The following is a 12884-nucleotide window of genomic DNA, read 5'->3' as shown; positions in this document are numbered from 1 at the left end:
GCGGCGAGCAACACCCTCGGGTCTCTCTTCCTGGCGGCGGCGAGCCACCGCCGCCCGATCACCGACGTGCTGGCCTGGCTCGCCTCCCCCTCCGACCGCACCCCCATCGACCTGCTCACCGACGCCGGCCGCCACGCGGTCGCCGCCCAGCTCCAGGGCACCGTCACCGGCGCCACCGAGACCAGGGATGGCATTTTTGAGACCGCGCGGCAGTACTCCAGTTGCCTGCTCGACCCGGACATCGCCGCCTGGGTCACCCCCATGCCCGACCGTGCGGAGTTCAAGCCCTTCGACTTCGCCTCCTCCCACGACACGCTGTTCCTGCTCAGCAAGGACGGCGGCGGCAGCGCATCGGCGATCATCGCCGCTGCGGCGGACGCTGTGATGCGCGCGGCCGTCATCGTCGCCGAGCGCTCCGGCGGACGGCTCGACCCGCCCGCCCTGTGCGTCCTGGATGAGGCCGCGAACGTGTGCCGCATCTCCGATCTCCCGGACCTGTACAGCCACTTGGGCAGCCGTGGCGTCATCCCGATCACCATCCTGCAGAGCTACCGGCAGGGCCAGCGCTGCTGGGGAGAAGCCGGCATGGACGCCCTGTGGTCCGCGGCGACCGTCAAGGTCATCGGCTCGGGTATCGACGACGCCGACTTCGCGGACAAGCTGTCGCGGCAGATCGGCGAGCACGACGTGCAAACCGTCTCCGTATCCGACTCCGGCAGCGGCAAGTCGACGTCGGTGTCGATGCGCACCGAGCGCATCCTGCCGCCCGACGAGATCCGCGCCCTGCCCAAGGGCAAAATCCTGCTCTTCGCCACCGGCATGCGCGTGGCGATGCTCAACATCAAACCCTGGTACAAGGAGCGCTCCGCCGAGGAGATCGGCCCGGCCTCCGCCCGCGCCACCCAGGCCATCACCGAGCGCGCCCTCGCCAAGAGCACCACCGGTCGCGACGACTTCACCCTCTCCGCCTGACCGCCCCACCCGGCGGCGCCGACCAGGAGTCCGCCCTTCCTCGGCCAACGCCGCCACGGCCACTCCCCTCCTCTGCTCCAACCGGGTATGCCACGCCCACCCGCCCATGCCAAGGACCCGTCCGCAACCACAACGACCACCACCGCCCTGAGAGTTATCTCCCTGGCGCAGGGGGTTCAGAGCAGCGCACCGCTGCTCCTGGCCGCCGAGCGCCGCGCCGCCGGTTCCGGCCGATGCCGTCACGGTGGCTGGCCCGGTAACCGCCCGCCGCAGCCGCTGAACCACCGATCGATTCCTGGAAGGTCTTCATGTTCGACACCAACTCCCCTGCAGACCGCCGCCGTTCGCTTCTGCTGGCCGGAGCGCCGGTCGTCCGGCGGGACGGCCAGTGGTGGCTGATCACCGACACCGGCTCGATCCTGGCCACCGACCCGGTCTTCACCGGTGAGCTGGACCGCTTCGCCACCGCGATGGCCGCCGCCGACCGCGAGGTCGCCCGGCTGCGGGACGACCAGGGAGCCGCCCCGAAGAAGCGGAGGGGGAAGCGGTGATGGACGCGCTGTTCAAGGGCGAGCAAGCCCTTCTCGGCGCGGTCCTGCTCGACCCGGCCCAGCTCGACACGCTGGCCTGGCTGACGCCCGCCGACTTCTACCGCCCGGCCCACCGCGCCCTGTTCACCGCGATGCGGAACCTGAGCACCGAGCGGCGGCCCGTCCGGGAAGCTGGCACGGTGCCGCTGTCGTGGGTAACCGACTCCCTCGCCGAGGCCGGCCGCGAGGTGCACGGGCTGAGCGCCTCGTACGCGCACACCCTGATCGCCGCGTGCCCGCGCCCGCAAAACGCCCCGGTGTACGGCCGGATGGTCCTCGAAGGATCCATCCACCGCACGGTTCTGGAGCACGCCGTCCGCCTGGAGCACGTCGCCCGGATCAACGCCAAAGCACAAGAGGTCGAGGGAGTCCTGCACCACGCCGACATCCTCACCGGCGTGCTCGGCGACCTCGCCCGGCGCTGGGGCGCCGAGCCCCGGCCCATCCCGCCGCCCGCAACGGGCCCGACCGTTCCTCCCTCTCCGGTCGGGCCCGAGGAGGCCGAGGACGAGCGGTTCCTCCTCGCCGTCCTCGTCAGCCAGCCTGCGGCGATGGCCGAGGTCTACCACTGGCTGCGGCCCGGCGACTTCGCCGACGCCGGCCACGGCCAGGTCTACCGCTGCCTCGGCGCCCTCCACCACCGGGGCGAGCCGATCGACGAGGTGACCGCCCTGTGGGAGGTCCAGCGACGTGGCCTGCTGGCCGATGGCACGATCTCGCGCGACCACCTCGACGCTCTCTTCGGCGGACCGGGGGCGGGTTCGGCCGATTGGCTGGGCGACCAGGTCATCCGCACCTCCGTCGTTCGCACCGCCGCCGGAGCCGCTGCCGCGATCAAAGCACTCGCTGAGGGCTCGGCCATGGCGCCCGGCCGCCTCATCGGCCAGGCGCTGCACGCCCTCGGCCCGCTCGACGAGGTACGCGCCCGCTGGCACACGGCCAACCAACTCCTCTCCCCCGCAGCAGAGAAGGCCGCCCCGGCAGGGCGCTCGGACCCTGAGGCCCGGGTACGCGCGGCACTGTCCCGAAGCCCCCAGCCGCCCTCCGCCCCGAGGACCGCCCCGCCCGTCGCCGCAGCGACCCTTCGAACCCCCGCCCGCTCGCGCTGAACCGATCCCTCCGCCCCCTCCACCACCGCCAACCACTCCTCGAGGAACCGCCCGTGAACACTCCATTCGACGAATCGCTCGCCCTGCGCACCCGAGCGAACGCCCTGCAGCAGCACGAAGCGCTGCTCCCTGCCACCGGACCGACCCAGATTCCCGACGCCGTACGGATCGGCCGACAGATATCCGAACTCGGCACCCTCATCCGGGAACTGGGAGAGGAGTTCTCCGACCGCGCCGCCAAGCAGCCAGCGCCCGGCCACGCGATCCCCGCCGCCATGGCGTACGCCGAAGCCATCGGCAGTCTCGGCGAAGCCTCCGCCGCTCTCGGGACGGTCGCCCACCAGCTCGGCTTCCTCTGCCAGACCGCCGAAAACCGTCACCTCCCCTGGGTCCGGGAGGGCCGCAAGGACGCCGTCCGGGTGATCGAGGACGCCGTCGAGACGGCCCGCGACGAAGTCCACGGCACTCGGCCCTTGAACCAGGCCGCCCTGCACCTCTCGCCACCGCCTGACGACCTTCGCGGGCAAGCCGCACTGAGCCGATCGACAACCGCCGCCGCGCCTGTCCCAGCGGACCTGGCCGGCCCCGCACCAGCCCCCGCCGCAACCGCCGCTCACACCGACCAGCGCCTGCGATGACGCAGACGCCCCTGCCCCCCCGGCCCCAGCCCGCTGGTCGGGAGCCTGTGCAGCGGGTACGGCGGTCTCGACCTGGGGGTGCTGGCCACGTTCGGCGGCTCCGCCACCTGGCACGCCGAGACCGAGCCCGGACCGTCCGCGATCCTGTCCCGCCACTGGCCCGGTGTGCCGAACCTGGGCGACATGACGATGGTCAACTGGGCCAACGTTCCGCGGGTGTGTGTCCTCACGGCGGGCTTCCCCTGTCAAAGACGTCTCGGTAGCCGGTCGCCGCGCCGGACTCAACCCCGAAACCCGATCCGGACTTTGGCTGCACGTGGCCCGCGCCGTCGAGGCCCTGCGCCCGCACCTCCTGGTGGTCGAGAACGTACGAGGACTGCTCACCTCCCCCGCCGTCGCCACCTCCGCTGGCGACGTGGAACGCTGCCCGTGGTGTCTGGGAGACGACCCAACCCAAAATCCGACCAGTTCGCTGAATCCCGGAGGGCTGAGACGACGCTGGCCTTCGCGGCAGCAACTGCCAGTTACCAGCGGGTTCGCCCGGTACTCGAGGATCTGGCGTCCGCAGAAGACATTCGTAGGGGAGGTTGCCAACCATTCCAGTTCGGCCCCGGTGTCCTATCCGTGACCCACGGTGCAAAGTAGCTGCCGCTGACCTCCGACCTCCCGTTGCTTCGGGCCCCGCCTGTTCGTTAGGCCGAACGAGTAGTCGGTGGAGGGTAGGGGTTCATGCGCCGGGAGTGGTCGCCCGAGGACGTGGTGGCGTGTTGGACGCCGGTGGGGAGTGACTGGGACCTGGTCGCGAACAAGTCGGGCCCGACCCGGCTCGGCTTCGTGCTGATGCTGAAGTATTTCGAGCTGGAGGGCCGGTTCCCCCAGTTCCTGGAGGAGTTCCCCCCGGCCGCGGTCGACTACGTCGCCGACGTGGTCAAGGTGCCGGGAGGGGACCTGGCGAAGTACGACCTGTCGTCCCGCTGCGCCCCGAGCTGAAGGCGTGCCACGCCTTCCTCGACCCCGGCGACACCCTCGTGGTCCCCTCGCTTGACCGCTATGGCCGCAGCCTCCAGGACCTCATCAACATGGTCGCCGAGCTGCGCGAGCGCGGGATCGGCTTCACCTCGCTGCACGAGAACCTGGACACCACCACCCCCGGCGGCCGGCTCGTCTTCCACGTCTTCGCCGCCCTCGCGGAGTTCATCCGCGAACTCATCGTCATCGGCACCAACGAGGGCCTGGCCGCAGCCCGCGCCCGGGGCCGCGTCGGCGGACGCCCCACAGTCGCCACCGAGGAAGTCATCCGGGCCGAACGCGACCTGCTGCCCGACCCCGGCCGCTCCATCACCTCGATCGCCAAGCTGCTCGGCGTCTCCCCGGGCACCCTGTACAACCACATCCCCGACCTACGCGAACTGCGCGCGGGCGCCGGCCCCCGCCAGCTCGAAGCCCCCGCGAAGTAGCCCAGCACGAGCAAGATCAATCTCAGCGGCACTTTCTGTACGGCAACTACTCACACCCGGATCAGCGGGGCAGGATGCGCAGTACTGCCTCGTGTTCGCCGCTGAGCCGCAGGCCTTGCTGTACTGCGGCGCTCAGATCGAGGTCGCCGAGCAGGGTCGCGGCCAGCAGGTGCGGCGGTCCGGTCAGGGACGCGGTGGGGTGGTCGACCCGGCCGGCGTGGGTGTGCACCGAGCCGTCCTTGACTTCGATGACCAGGTCTTCGTTGCCGTCGGCGTGCAGTTGCAGGGCGATTGCCGGCTGGTCGGGGCGGTGGTCGGTCAGTGCCCGGGCGGGCATGTCCAGCCAGTGGGTGCGGAAGGTGTCGCTGCCGCCCGGCTCACGCAACAGCGGCACGCCCCACCGGCTCAGCTCCTGCAGCACCGGCTCCAGCGCGCGGCCACGCTCGGTGAGGGAGAACAGGGTGGTGGCCACCGGCGGCGGGGCGGCCTCGCGGTGGATCAGGCCGGCTTCCTCGAGTTCGCGGAGCCGGTCGACCAGCAGGTTGCTGGCGATCCCGGGCAGCCCATTGCGCAGGTCGGTGTGCCGGCACGGACCCAGGGCGAGCAGTTCACGGACGATCAGCAGGGTCCATCGGTCGCCGATGGTGTCCAGTGCTTTCGCGATGCCGCAGTACTGCCCGTAGGTGCGCATGCCACCACCCTACATCGTGGTGTTGAGATTCAAAACTCCCTTGTTGACTTTCTCAACAACGTCGGTCTAGCGTCGCTGCCCATGACCCCCACCCTTTCCGTGCGTCGGCTGGCCTGGGCCGGCGTCGAGATCCGTCTCGGCGACACCCGCCTGCTGATCGACCCGCTCGAGAACGTCGCTCCGCTGGCACCGGTGATGGGACCGCCGCACCGGCCGGTCGACCCGGTCGACACCCCGCCCGGCACCCACGCCCTCATCACCCACCTGCACCCCGACCACTACGACCACGACCTGATCGCCCGGATCGCGGCCACCGGCACGATCGGCTGCCACACCCCGAGCGCGGCGGCGCTGCACGAGGCGGGCATCACCCCCGTTGCCCAGGACCTGGGCCAGCCACGCCGCATCGGAAAGCTGACCGTCACCCCGGTGACCTCGCTGGACTGGCGCGGCAACGACTGCGACCAGGTCGCCTGGGTCGTCGAAGGCGCCGGCCAGCGGGTCATCCACTGCGGCGACACCCAGTGGCACGGCAGCTGGTGGCAGATCGCCCGCGACCACGGCCCCTTCGACGTCGCGTTCGTCCCGGTCAACGGCGTCATCGCCCACTTCGAGGGCTACGCGGCCAACGTCCCGGCGACCATGACCCCCGAGCAGGGCGTCGAGGCCGCCGTCGCACTCGGCGCCGCCACCGTCTGCGCCATGCACTACGGCCTGTTCCACAACCCGCCGTTCTACACCGAACAACCCGACATCGCGCAGCGCTTCCAGCACGCCGCCGCCGAGCGCGGCATCACCGCGGCCATCATCGCCGACGGCCAGCCCGTCCTCTGACCATCAGAAACAAGGAGCAACACATGAAGATCGTCCTGTTCGGTGCCAGCGGAAACATCGGCCGGCCCACCACCGAGGAACTACTGCGCCGCGGCCACACCGTCACCGCGGCCACCCGAGCCGGCCACGTCGACGGACTCAAGCACAAGGCCCTGACCGTGACCACCGGTGACGTCACAGACGCCGCCGCGGTCGCCGGCCTCGCCGCCTCCCACGACGCCGTACTGTCGGCCGTCGGCCCCCGGATCGGCCAGGAGAACGACCACGCCACGATCGTCGGTGCCGCCCGTGCGCTGATCGACGGACTCCGCCGAGCCGGCGTCACCCGCCTGGTCACCATCGGCGGCGCCGGCAGCCTGCGCACGCAGACCGGCGCCCGCGTCATGGACGACCCGGACTTCCCCGCGCCGTGGAAGGCCAACGCCGAGGCCCAGTCCGAAGCGCTCGACCTCTACCGCGGCGTGCACGACCTCGACTGGACGTACGTGTCGCCCGCCGCGGTCATCGCAGCGGGCGAGCGGACCGGGGCCTACCGCAGCGCCGGCGACACCCTGCTCACCGACCACGACGGCAACAGCCGCATCTCGTACGCCGACTACGCGATCGCCTTGGCCGACACGATCGAGAGCGGCACCGCGATCCGCCGCCGCATCACCGTGGCCTACTGAGCCATGAGCAACGACGCCGCCGGCCGGCACACCCGATTCATCGTCCTGCTCGCAGCGCTCGTGGCCCTGGGACCACTGTCCATCGACGGCTACCTGCCCGGACTGCCGGACCTCGCCGGCGACCTGCGCGCCAGCGCCGCGGCCACCCAGCTCACCATCACCGCCTGTCTGGCCGGGCTGGCCATCGGGCAGCTGATCGCCGGGCCGCTGAGCGACACCTACGGCCGGCGGCGTCCGTTGCTGGCAGGCCTCGCCCTCTACACGATCGCCAGCGCGCTCTGCGCGGTGGCACCCGACGTCCGGACCTTCGTCGGCCTACGCCTGGTCCAGGGCATCGGCGGGGGGTTCGGCATCGTCATCGCCAACGCCATGGTCCGCGACCGCACCTCCGGAACCCGCACCGCACGTCTCTTCTCCGCACTGACCTTGATCACCGGCCTGGCGCCGGTGTTCGCGCCGGTCCTCGGCGGCCAGCTACTGCGCGTCACGGCCTGGCCTGGAATCTTCGTGGCCTTGGCCGTACTCGGCGCCGTGATGCTGGCGGCCTCCGCCGCAGGACTGCCGGAGACCCGGCCCTCCGCGTCACGCCAGCCGCTGCTGGCTGTCGTCGGGCAGCTGCTCAGCGACCGGGTCTTCACCGGGTACGTCCTGGCCAACGGCCTGGTCTTCGCGGCGATGTTCGCCTACATCTCCGGCTCGCCGTTCGTCCTGCAGGAAATCCACGGCCTGTCACCGCAGCAGTACAGCGCCGTGTTCGCCGTCAACGCCGCCGGACTCATTGCGGCCGCCCAGATCAGCGGCCGGCTGGTGGCCCGGGCCGGCGCCCGCGTGCTGCTGCTCGCCGGTCTGCTGGGCGCGACAGCCGGTGGCACCACGGTCCTGGGCGCGGTGCTGACACGGGCACCCCTGCCCGTGCTCCTGATCGGCCTGTTCGTCCTGGTCTCCAGCGTGGGCCTGGTCATGCCGAACGCCGCGGCCCAGGCCCTGGCCCACCACGGCGGACACGCCGGGTCGGCCGCCGCTCTGCTCGGCTTCAGCCAGTTCATGATCGGCGGGGCACTTGCTCCGCTGGCCGGCGCGGGTGGCGCCACCGACGCCTTGCCGATGGGAATCATCGTCGCCGTGCTGCCGGCGCTCGCTCTGCTCACACTCGGCGTCCTCACCCGGTCGATGCCCGGTGAGCGCACTCGCAGGCCGGCTCGCCAAGGACCTGCCGGGCACCGGCGACCGCGCCGGCACCCACGCGGATCTTCTCCATGACCGGCTCGAACTGGGTGCAGTCCGCCCGCTGTCCGGGTGTGACCAGCAGCGACAGCGGGCGGCAACGGCCATCCGCGCTCAGGTGGACCTTGGTGGTGAAGCCGCCGCGCGAGCGGCCCAGGCCCTCACCTGGAGCACCACCTCCTCCAGATGGCCTGCCAGGCCTGTCCACGCCGGATCGATCTGATGTTCCGTCACGGTCGCCCCCTTTGAGGCGACCTGCGGCGGGGCAGCCTTGCGGGCGCCGGCGGCGTGCTGATGGGCGCGCATCACCGTGGAGTCAACCGAGACATCCCAGTCGATGGATCCCTCGGCGTCTGCGACGGCCTGGACCTGCTGCAAGGGTCGCTCCCAGGTGCCGTCTGCCGACCATTGCAGGTGCCTCTTGTGCACGGTCTTCCACGGACCGAACCTCTCGGGCAGGTCACGCCACTGCACTCCGGTTCGCACCCGGTGTAGAACCCCGTTGATCACCTGCCGGTGATCCCGCCACCTGCCACAACGTCCATTGCTCACCGGTAGAAGCGGCTCCAGGCGAGCCCACTCAGCGTCCGTCAGATCACCGCGACCAGTCATACAAAGCTAACGAGCAGATGATCGGAGAGACACTGCCTAGGCGGGCGACGTCGTCGGCCACCCCGGAGCCATGATCAGTCTCAGCTACTTTGCACCGTGGGTCAGGGATAGGACACCGGGGCCAGTTCGGCGTGTAGCCAGGTGGGGGCCAGTGCTCTGAATAGCCTGGGTAGGTCCACTGACGGCCCACCCACTCGCATTCCGGGATCGCGCCTTCCCAGTCGTCGGTGCACCGGCCGGCCCAGGCCCGACCTACCATGACTGGCCGGGTCACCGCGTCGCCGCCAGCGACCTCCTGGACCCGCACGACCAGACCGAGCCCGTTGGCTCCGGGGTTCCCTCGCGGACCGTAGGACACGTTGATCACCCCGCAGTCATGAGCGTGCGCGAGGAACCGCTCAAGGTCGGCTGGAACGCAGGCGGTCAACTCCCGTCCCCAAAGCGTCACCTGAGGTCCGTGGACTGCGTCGACCGCGACGCAGAAGAGCTGACCGCCAACGAAGTAGGCGTATACGGCCGGCTCTGCGGGGCCTGTGCCGAACTCCACGCCCAGGGTCTCCGGAAACGATGGGTCAGCCTGGAACCGACGTACCTCGGTCATGCCCAGCAGTACTGCTGCGACCTCCGTGACACCCATGCCGAAGCACAACGGCCCGACGCCTTCGAGGGGCATCAGTTCCCAGTCCGCCGGCGCCGGCTCCGTGACAACGCTCCGAGGCTCTGCTTCCGCCATCTGCTCACCCGTCCCCGCTCGCACCGGGGCACCTCGATCCCCGGCACTCGACATCACCGTGGCATTACACCAGGCGCAAGATCGTTCGGGGAACTTGGGTCAGAGCCAAGTTCAGGCAGCGTCATCAATCCGCGGCGAAGGCAGGGCCCGAAGCCGCCACAGCCTTGACTCAGCCCGGGTGTACAGCTCATGGTGCGATGGGATCGGGACGGAACTGGGCGGGGTGAGCGGCGCGGAGGTAGTGCATCGCGGTATTCGGCGCGATGCCGAAGACTCTGATGAGGTGGATCGGGTCGGCGGTGTGCTTCGCCTCGTCGAGGATCCGGTCAGCCCGCAGGGCAGATGCTCGTACGCCAATTGCCATGAATGGCTTCTTAGTTGACAGGTCTGATAGCGCGGCGTTGCTGTCGTTCACGGCGGTCTGGCGACTGAGCAAGAGGTGAGGGTTGGTCGTGGAGGGCCATCGGGTGGATCGCTCGGCGAGCCACGTTCTCAGCAGGTCCCAGGTGAGTTCGTCAAGGTAGACGGTGTGGTCGAGGCATCCAGGTCGGCGGATCGTCAACCGGCCACGAGTCAGGTCGATGTCCGTGAGGAGAAGGTGGCGGACTTCGAATCGGGTCAGGGCGTGAACGGCGACGAGCCCGACCGTCAGGCGGTCGCGGGCTGTGTCAGCCTGGCCGAGCAGCCCTCGTAGCTGGTCGGTTGCGAGCGGGCGGGGCAGGGTATTGGGGCCCGGAAGGCTCACCGCCCGGGCTGGGTCTCGGAAGACCAGGCGCTCACGCTTGAGCGCGCGGAACATAGACCTCAGCGAGCACAAGGTGGCCCGCGTGTTCGCGCCGCGTTGGGCGGAGACTGCCCGGTCGATGTCGCTGCTGGTGATCGCGCGTGGGTCCTCGAGGCCGACGCTCGCCCAGTCCGACAGGACAGGATGGGCTCGGCTGACGTAGGCGTGGATGGTTCTGTCCTTCAACGCTCGGCTGGGTCGCGTGCCGACGCCGGCCATGACGCGGATCCAGGTGTGCACGGCCGTCGCGAAAGCGGTGGGCAGTGCGTCGGCGAGTTCGCGCGCATGGCGGACATCAGCGCTGTCAAGGTTCAGGGGCTCCAGCAGACCGAGTTGCTGCAGATAGTGAGGCAGCCGGGCATGGTGATGGCTGTCGCTCAGGGCAGCGACCGCCCGGATGTCCGCTTCGAGCAGTGGAACTTCGACACCGAGGTGGCCGGCCACAATCCGAAGGGTGCGGAAGCTAGAGGCGACCTGCTTGGGGTCGGCCCCCAGCGACCGCAGGTGGCTGGTAAACCCGGCGACCACCTGCATCGCGTGCTCGGTCAGCGCCGGTCGCCGTGTCTCGTCCAGGCGAGTCCAGTCGCGTTCCGGGCAGCGGAACAGCCCCTGCTGCCTGGGGTCGATCAAGTGGTCGGACACCTCGCGCGGCGGCTGGGCGACCTCGCGGACGGCCTTTGCCTTGGCCTCGAATCGGCCGCGTACCCCGACCTCCGTTCCCTTGTGCTTCACGGTCCGTAACAGCGGGGCGAACTCGCCACCGAACCAGAGCTGGTCGCCACCGACCATTCCTGCGCCGCTGAGGTCGGAGGCGGTCTCGGCCATCACCAAACGGCACCGCCGACAGTGTCCGGCCGAAGTCGGCAGCTCCCGGCAACACCGTACGCATACGCTCACCGGGAAGTGGTGAGGCTTCCGTTCCCAGTGGTGGCAGCCTGCGCAGACGCGCCGCACGACACCGTTCCAGGCGAGGCAGTGTTCACAGCTTCCCCGTGTGAAGGCCGAGGCCAGCACGAGGCGCGGGCGGGCAGGACGCAACAGGCCAGCACGCTTGAGCGCCTCGGCGATCGTCGGATGCATCTTCGGAAGGTCGGCGAGCATCTCCGCGCCCACCCTGCGTTCGCCGGGTTCGCGGGACGCCAGAGCGAGCCGTGCTCCTTGCCACGTGTCGTAGAACCACCCTGCCGAGCTGACTCCGCGCTGGTCGGCAATGATCCGCAACTGATCCAGGACCAGAGGAAGGTCCTCAATCTCGCGGTCGCGGATCATCCCACCGTGCTTGGAGGAGAAGCGTCGCCCGTGGTCCCTGAACAAGGCAAGCTGGCCCGGGATTTGAGGCGGGCATACGTCCTCGTCATCGCGCTGGCCCTTGGCCAGCATCGGCCTGGCCCAGGGGTAGATCCTCCACGGCCTGGCCAGAGGACGCTCGTGGTCGCGGAGAGGCGAAGCCCGTGGCAACGCCACCTCCGGCAGTCTGAGGACGAGCTGACGGGGCCTTCCACCGGCCAGGTCGCCTCGCATGATCTCCGAACGCAGCCATGCCTCGTCCTCGCCGAAGCGCACGGCCAGCAGGCACGACCGGCACGTGCCGTCCGGTCCGACAACCTCCGGCCATCCGCAGCGCCGACAGTTTGCCTCTCTGCGCTTGCGGCCTCCGCTCCTCGCCAGGGCCCGAACCACAGCACACTCCCGGCACAGACCACCCGTGGTCACCGCGCCCCAGCACGCGCAGGTCGCACAGCTTCCCGCCTTGGCGCTCATCGTCCACATGGTCGCTCAGTTCGGCGGCATCGATCGGCGACCACCGGCCGGTCGCGGTAGCGGCCGCACCGCTCCCAAGGTGGCATCACCCCCGACGGCCTGCCGCGGCGCATCCTCCGGCACCGCCACGGCCACCGCCTCAGCCTCCATGAGGTCCGCGACCGTGCAGCCGAGGGCCGTGCAGATCATGTCCAGATCGTCCAACCGCACGGTGATCGGCTTGCCCGACCACAGAGCCGCGACCTTGCTCAAGGACGGAGTGAACCCCACCTCCTCGAACGCGACCAGCAACTGACTCGGACGCCAGATGTCCCGCCGTGCCGCCACCCACCGCAGATTCCACTTCAACCTCTCAACCCTCCTGACTCAGCCGCCGGATGGCGCGCCGCGACGACTCCAAGCTCGACCGCTCAGGATCGCTCCTGACGGTCGCGAGATAGCCAACCGTCGTCGACGCCCAAACGTGGCCCAACAAGACCTGCACATCCCACAACGGCATCCCTGCCTCGTAGTTGTGGGTGGCGCACGTGTGTCTTGTGTCCGCAGAGGCTGTGTGCGGGTGACCCCGTGTGGCGATTGAGCAGGCGTGTCGTTGCGGACTGCTTTCGCGACGCAGGCAGCCGGAGGTGTTGCATTCCGAGACCGTCGATGTGATGCGTATCACTGTCTGGGTGCTTCGGGTCGGGCATGCGCGATCATGATCGGAATGGACACTCGTTTCCTTGGCATCGCTGAGCTGGTTGAAGCACCGTCCGTAGCGGTCGTGGTCGACGTCATGCGTGCTTTCACCGTGGCTGCCTGGGCCTTTGCC

14 protein-coding genes and 3 pseudogenes are annotated in these 12884 nt (G+C 69.9%); 12 read left to right on the top strand and 5 right to left on the bottom strand.

Annotation, left to right across the window (positions count from 1 at the left end; all coding sequences use genetic code 11):
- The 8 genes and pseudogenes from AB0D10_RS45000 to AB0D10_RS44965 form a co-directional block, all read left to right on the top strand.
- Positions 1–972 (top strand): TraM recognition domain-containing protein (locus AB0D10_RS45000; RefSeq protein ID WP_360268529.1); only part of this gene is annotated, 972 nt, incomplete at its 5' end.
- A 308-nt stretch (positions 973–1280) separates the two neighbouring features.
- Positions 1281–1523 carry a hypothetical protein gene (locus tag AB0D10_RS44995; RefSeq protein WP_360268527.1) on the top strand — a complete coding sequence of 81 codons (243 nt, stop codon included), beginning with the start codon at positions 1281–1283 and terminating at the stop codon, positions 1521–1523.
- Entirely contained in the window at positions 1523–2671 is a 1149-nt protein-coding gene (locus AB0D10_RS44990; RefSeq protein ID WP_360268524.1) for a DnaB-like helicase N-terminal domain-containing protein, read from the top strand. The genes AB0D10_RS44995 and AB0D10_RS44990 overlap by 1 nt, the downstream gene beginning before the upstream one ends.
- 53 nt (positions 2672–2724) lie before the next feature.
- Entirely contained in the window at positions 2725–3309 is a 585-nt protein-coding gene (locus tag AB0D10_RS44985) for a hypothetical protein (protein ID WP_360268521.1), read from the top strand.
- A gap of 33 nt (positions 3310–3342) precedes the next feature.
- Positions 3343–3546: pseudogene (locus AB0D10_RS44980) on the top strand (DNA methyltransferase); the annotation flags it as partial.
- Positions 3530–3937 (top strand): DNA cytosine methyltransferase, encoded by a 408-nt coding sequence (locus AB0D10_RS44975; protein WP_360268518.1) that lies wholly within the window; start codon positions 3530–3532, stop codon positions 3935–3937. The pseudogene AB0D10_RS44980 and the gene AB0D10_RS44975, both read left to right, overlap by 17 nt.
- 101 nt (positions 3938–4038) lie before the next feature.
- Positions 4039–4299, top strand: coding sequence for a DUF4158 domain-containing protein (locus tag AB0D10_RS44970; RefSeq protein WP_360268515.1), 261 nt, complete (start codon positions 4039–4041; stop codon positions 4297–4299).
- Between the two features lie 38 nt (positions 4300–4337).
- Positions 4338–4766, top strand: coding sequence for a recombinase family protein (locus AB0D10_RS44965; protein ID WP_360268512.1), 429 nt, complete (start codon positions 4338–4340; stop codon positions 4764–4766).
- Between the two features lie 61 nt (positions 4767–4827).
- Here AB0D10_RS44965 and AB0D10_RS44960 read toward each other — a convergent pair whose 3' ends face one another.
- Positions 4828–5457 carry a helix-turn-helix domain-containing protein gene (locus AB0D10_RS44960; protein WP_360268509.1) on the bottom strand — a complete coding sequence of 210 codons (630 nt, stop codon included), beginning with the start codon at positions 5455–5457 and terminating at the stop codon, positions 4828–4830.
- A gap of 81 nt (positions 5458–5538) precedes the next feature.
- Here AB0D10_RS44960 and AB0D10_RS44955 point away from each other — a divergent pair, with 81 nt between their 5' ends.
- The 3 genes from AB0D10_RS44955 to AB0D10_RS44945 are packed head-to-tail and all read left to right on the top strand — an operon-like array spanning position 5539 to position 8219.
- Entirely contained in the window at positions 5539–6291 is a 753-nt protein-coding gene (locus AB0D10_RS44955) for an MBL fold metallo-hydrolase (RefSeq protein WP_360268506.1), read from the top strand.
- 23 nt (positions 6292–6314) lie between these two features.
- Positions 6315–6959 (top strand): NAD(P)H-binding protein, encoded by a 645-nt coding sequence (locus AB0D10_RS44950; RefSeq protein ID WP_360268503.1) that lies wholly within the window; start codon positions 6315–6317, stop codon positions 6957–6959.
- Between the two features lie 3 nt (positions 6960–6962).
- Positions 6963–8219: a multidrug effflux MFS transporter gene (locus AB0D10_RS44945; RefSeq protein ID WP_360268500.1), complete on the top strand. Its 1257-nt coding sequence runs from the start codon at positions 6963–6965 to the stop codon at positions 8217–8219.
- Here AB0D10_RS44945 and AB0D10_RS44940 read toward each other — a convergent pair.
- The 4 genes and pseudogenes from AB0D10_RS44940 to AB0D10_RS44925 all read right to left on the bottom strand — a co-directional run.
- A pseudogene (locus AB0D10_RS44940) lies at positions 8200–8795 on the bottom strand (IS5 family transposase); the annotation flags it as partial. The gene AB0D10_RS44945 and the pseudogene AB0D10_RS44940 sit on opposite strands and share 20 nt — an antisense overlap.
- Positions 8796–9715: 920 nt before the next feature.
- The gene (locus tag AB0D10_RS44935; RefSeq protein WP_360268497.1) at positions 9716–11692 is read right to left on the bottom strand and encodes a hypothetical protein; all 1977 of its coding nucleotides are present in this window, start codon (positions 11690–11692) and stop codon (positions 9716–9718) included.
- Positions 11693–12088: 396 nt separating this feature from the next.
- Positions 12089–12421, bottom strand: a complete 333-nt coding sequence (locus AB0D10_RS44930; protein ID WP_360268494.1) for a helix-turn-helix transcriptional regulator — start codon at positions 12419–12421, stop codon at positions 12089–12091.
- Between the two features lie 4 nt (positions 12422–12425).
- Positions 12426–12572, bottom strand: coding sequence for a hypothetical protein (locus AB0D10_RS44925; protein ID WP_360268491.1), 147 nt, complete (start codon positions 12570–12572; stop codon positions 12426–12428).
- 207 nt (positions 12573–12779) lie between these two features.
- Here AB0D10_RS44925 and AB0D10_RS44920 point away from each other — a divergent pair.
- Positions 12780–12884: pseudogene (locus tag AB0D10_RS44920) on the top strand (2-phosphosulfolactate phosphatase); the annotation flags it as partial.

Source organism: Kitasatospora sp. NPDC048545 (assembly GCF_040651155.1).
In the GTDB taxonomy this organism is placed as follows: Bacteria; Actinomycetota; Actinomycetes; order Streptomycetales; family Streptomycetaceae; genus Kitasatospora.
The sequence above is the reverse complement of the archived record's forward strand: the minus strand, read 5'-3'. Positions and strand labels throughout refer to the sequence as shown.

Excerpts from the sequence above, each read along its gene's own strand:
- AB0D10_RS44945 (WP_360268500.1), top strand. The coding sequence starts at position 6,963 with ATGAGCAACGACGCCGCCGGCCGGCACACCCGATTCATCGTCCTGCTC.
- AB0D10_RS44925 (WP_360268491.1), bottom strand. The coding sequence starts at position 12,572 with ATGCCGTTGTGGGATGTGCAGGTCTTGTTGGGCCACGTTTGGGCGTCG.
- AB0D10_RS44935 (WP_360268497.1), bottom strand. The coding sequence starts at position 11,692 with ATGCTGGCCAAGGGCCAGCGCGATGACGAGGACGTATGCCCGCCTCAA.
- AB0D10_RS44995 (WP_360268527.1), top strand. The coding sequence starts at position 1,281 with ATGTTCGACACCAACTCCCCTGCAGACCGCCGCCGTTCGCTTCTGCTG.
- AB0D10_RS44970 (WP_360268515.1), top strand. The coding sequence starts at position 4,039 with ATGCGCCGGGAGTGGTCGCCCGAGGACGTGGTGGCGTGTTGGACGCCG.
- AB0D10_RS44990 (WP_360268524.1), top strand. The coding sequence starts at position 1,523 with ATGGACGCGCTGTTCAAGGGCGAGCAAGCCCTTCTCGGCGCGGTCCTG.
- AB0D10_RS44960 (WP_360268509.1), bottom strand. The coding sequence starts at position 5,457 with ATGCGCACCTACGGGCAGTACTGCGGCATCGCGAAAGCACTGGACACC.
- AB0D10_RS44955 (WP_360268506.1), top strand. The coding sequence starts at position 5,539 with ATGACCCCCACCCTTTCCGTGCGTCGGCTGGCCTGGGCCGGCGTCGAG.
- AB0D10_RS44950 (WP_360268503.1), top strand. The coding sequence starts at position 6,315 with ATGAAGATCGTCCTGTTCGGTGCCAGCGGAAACATCGGCCGGCCCACC.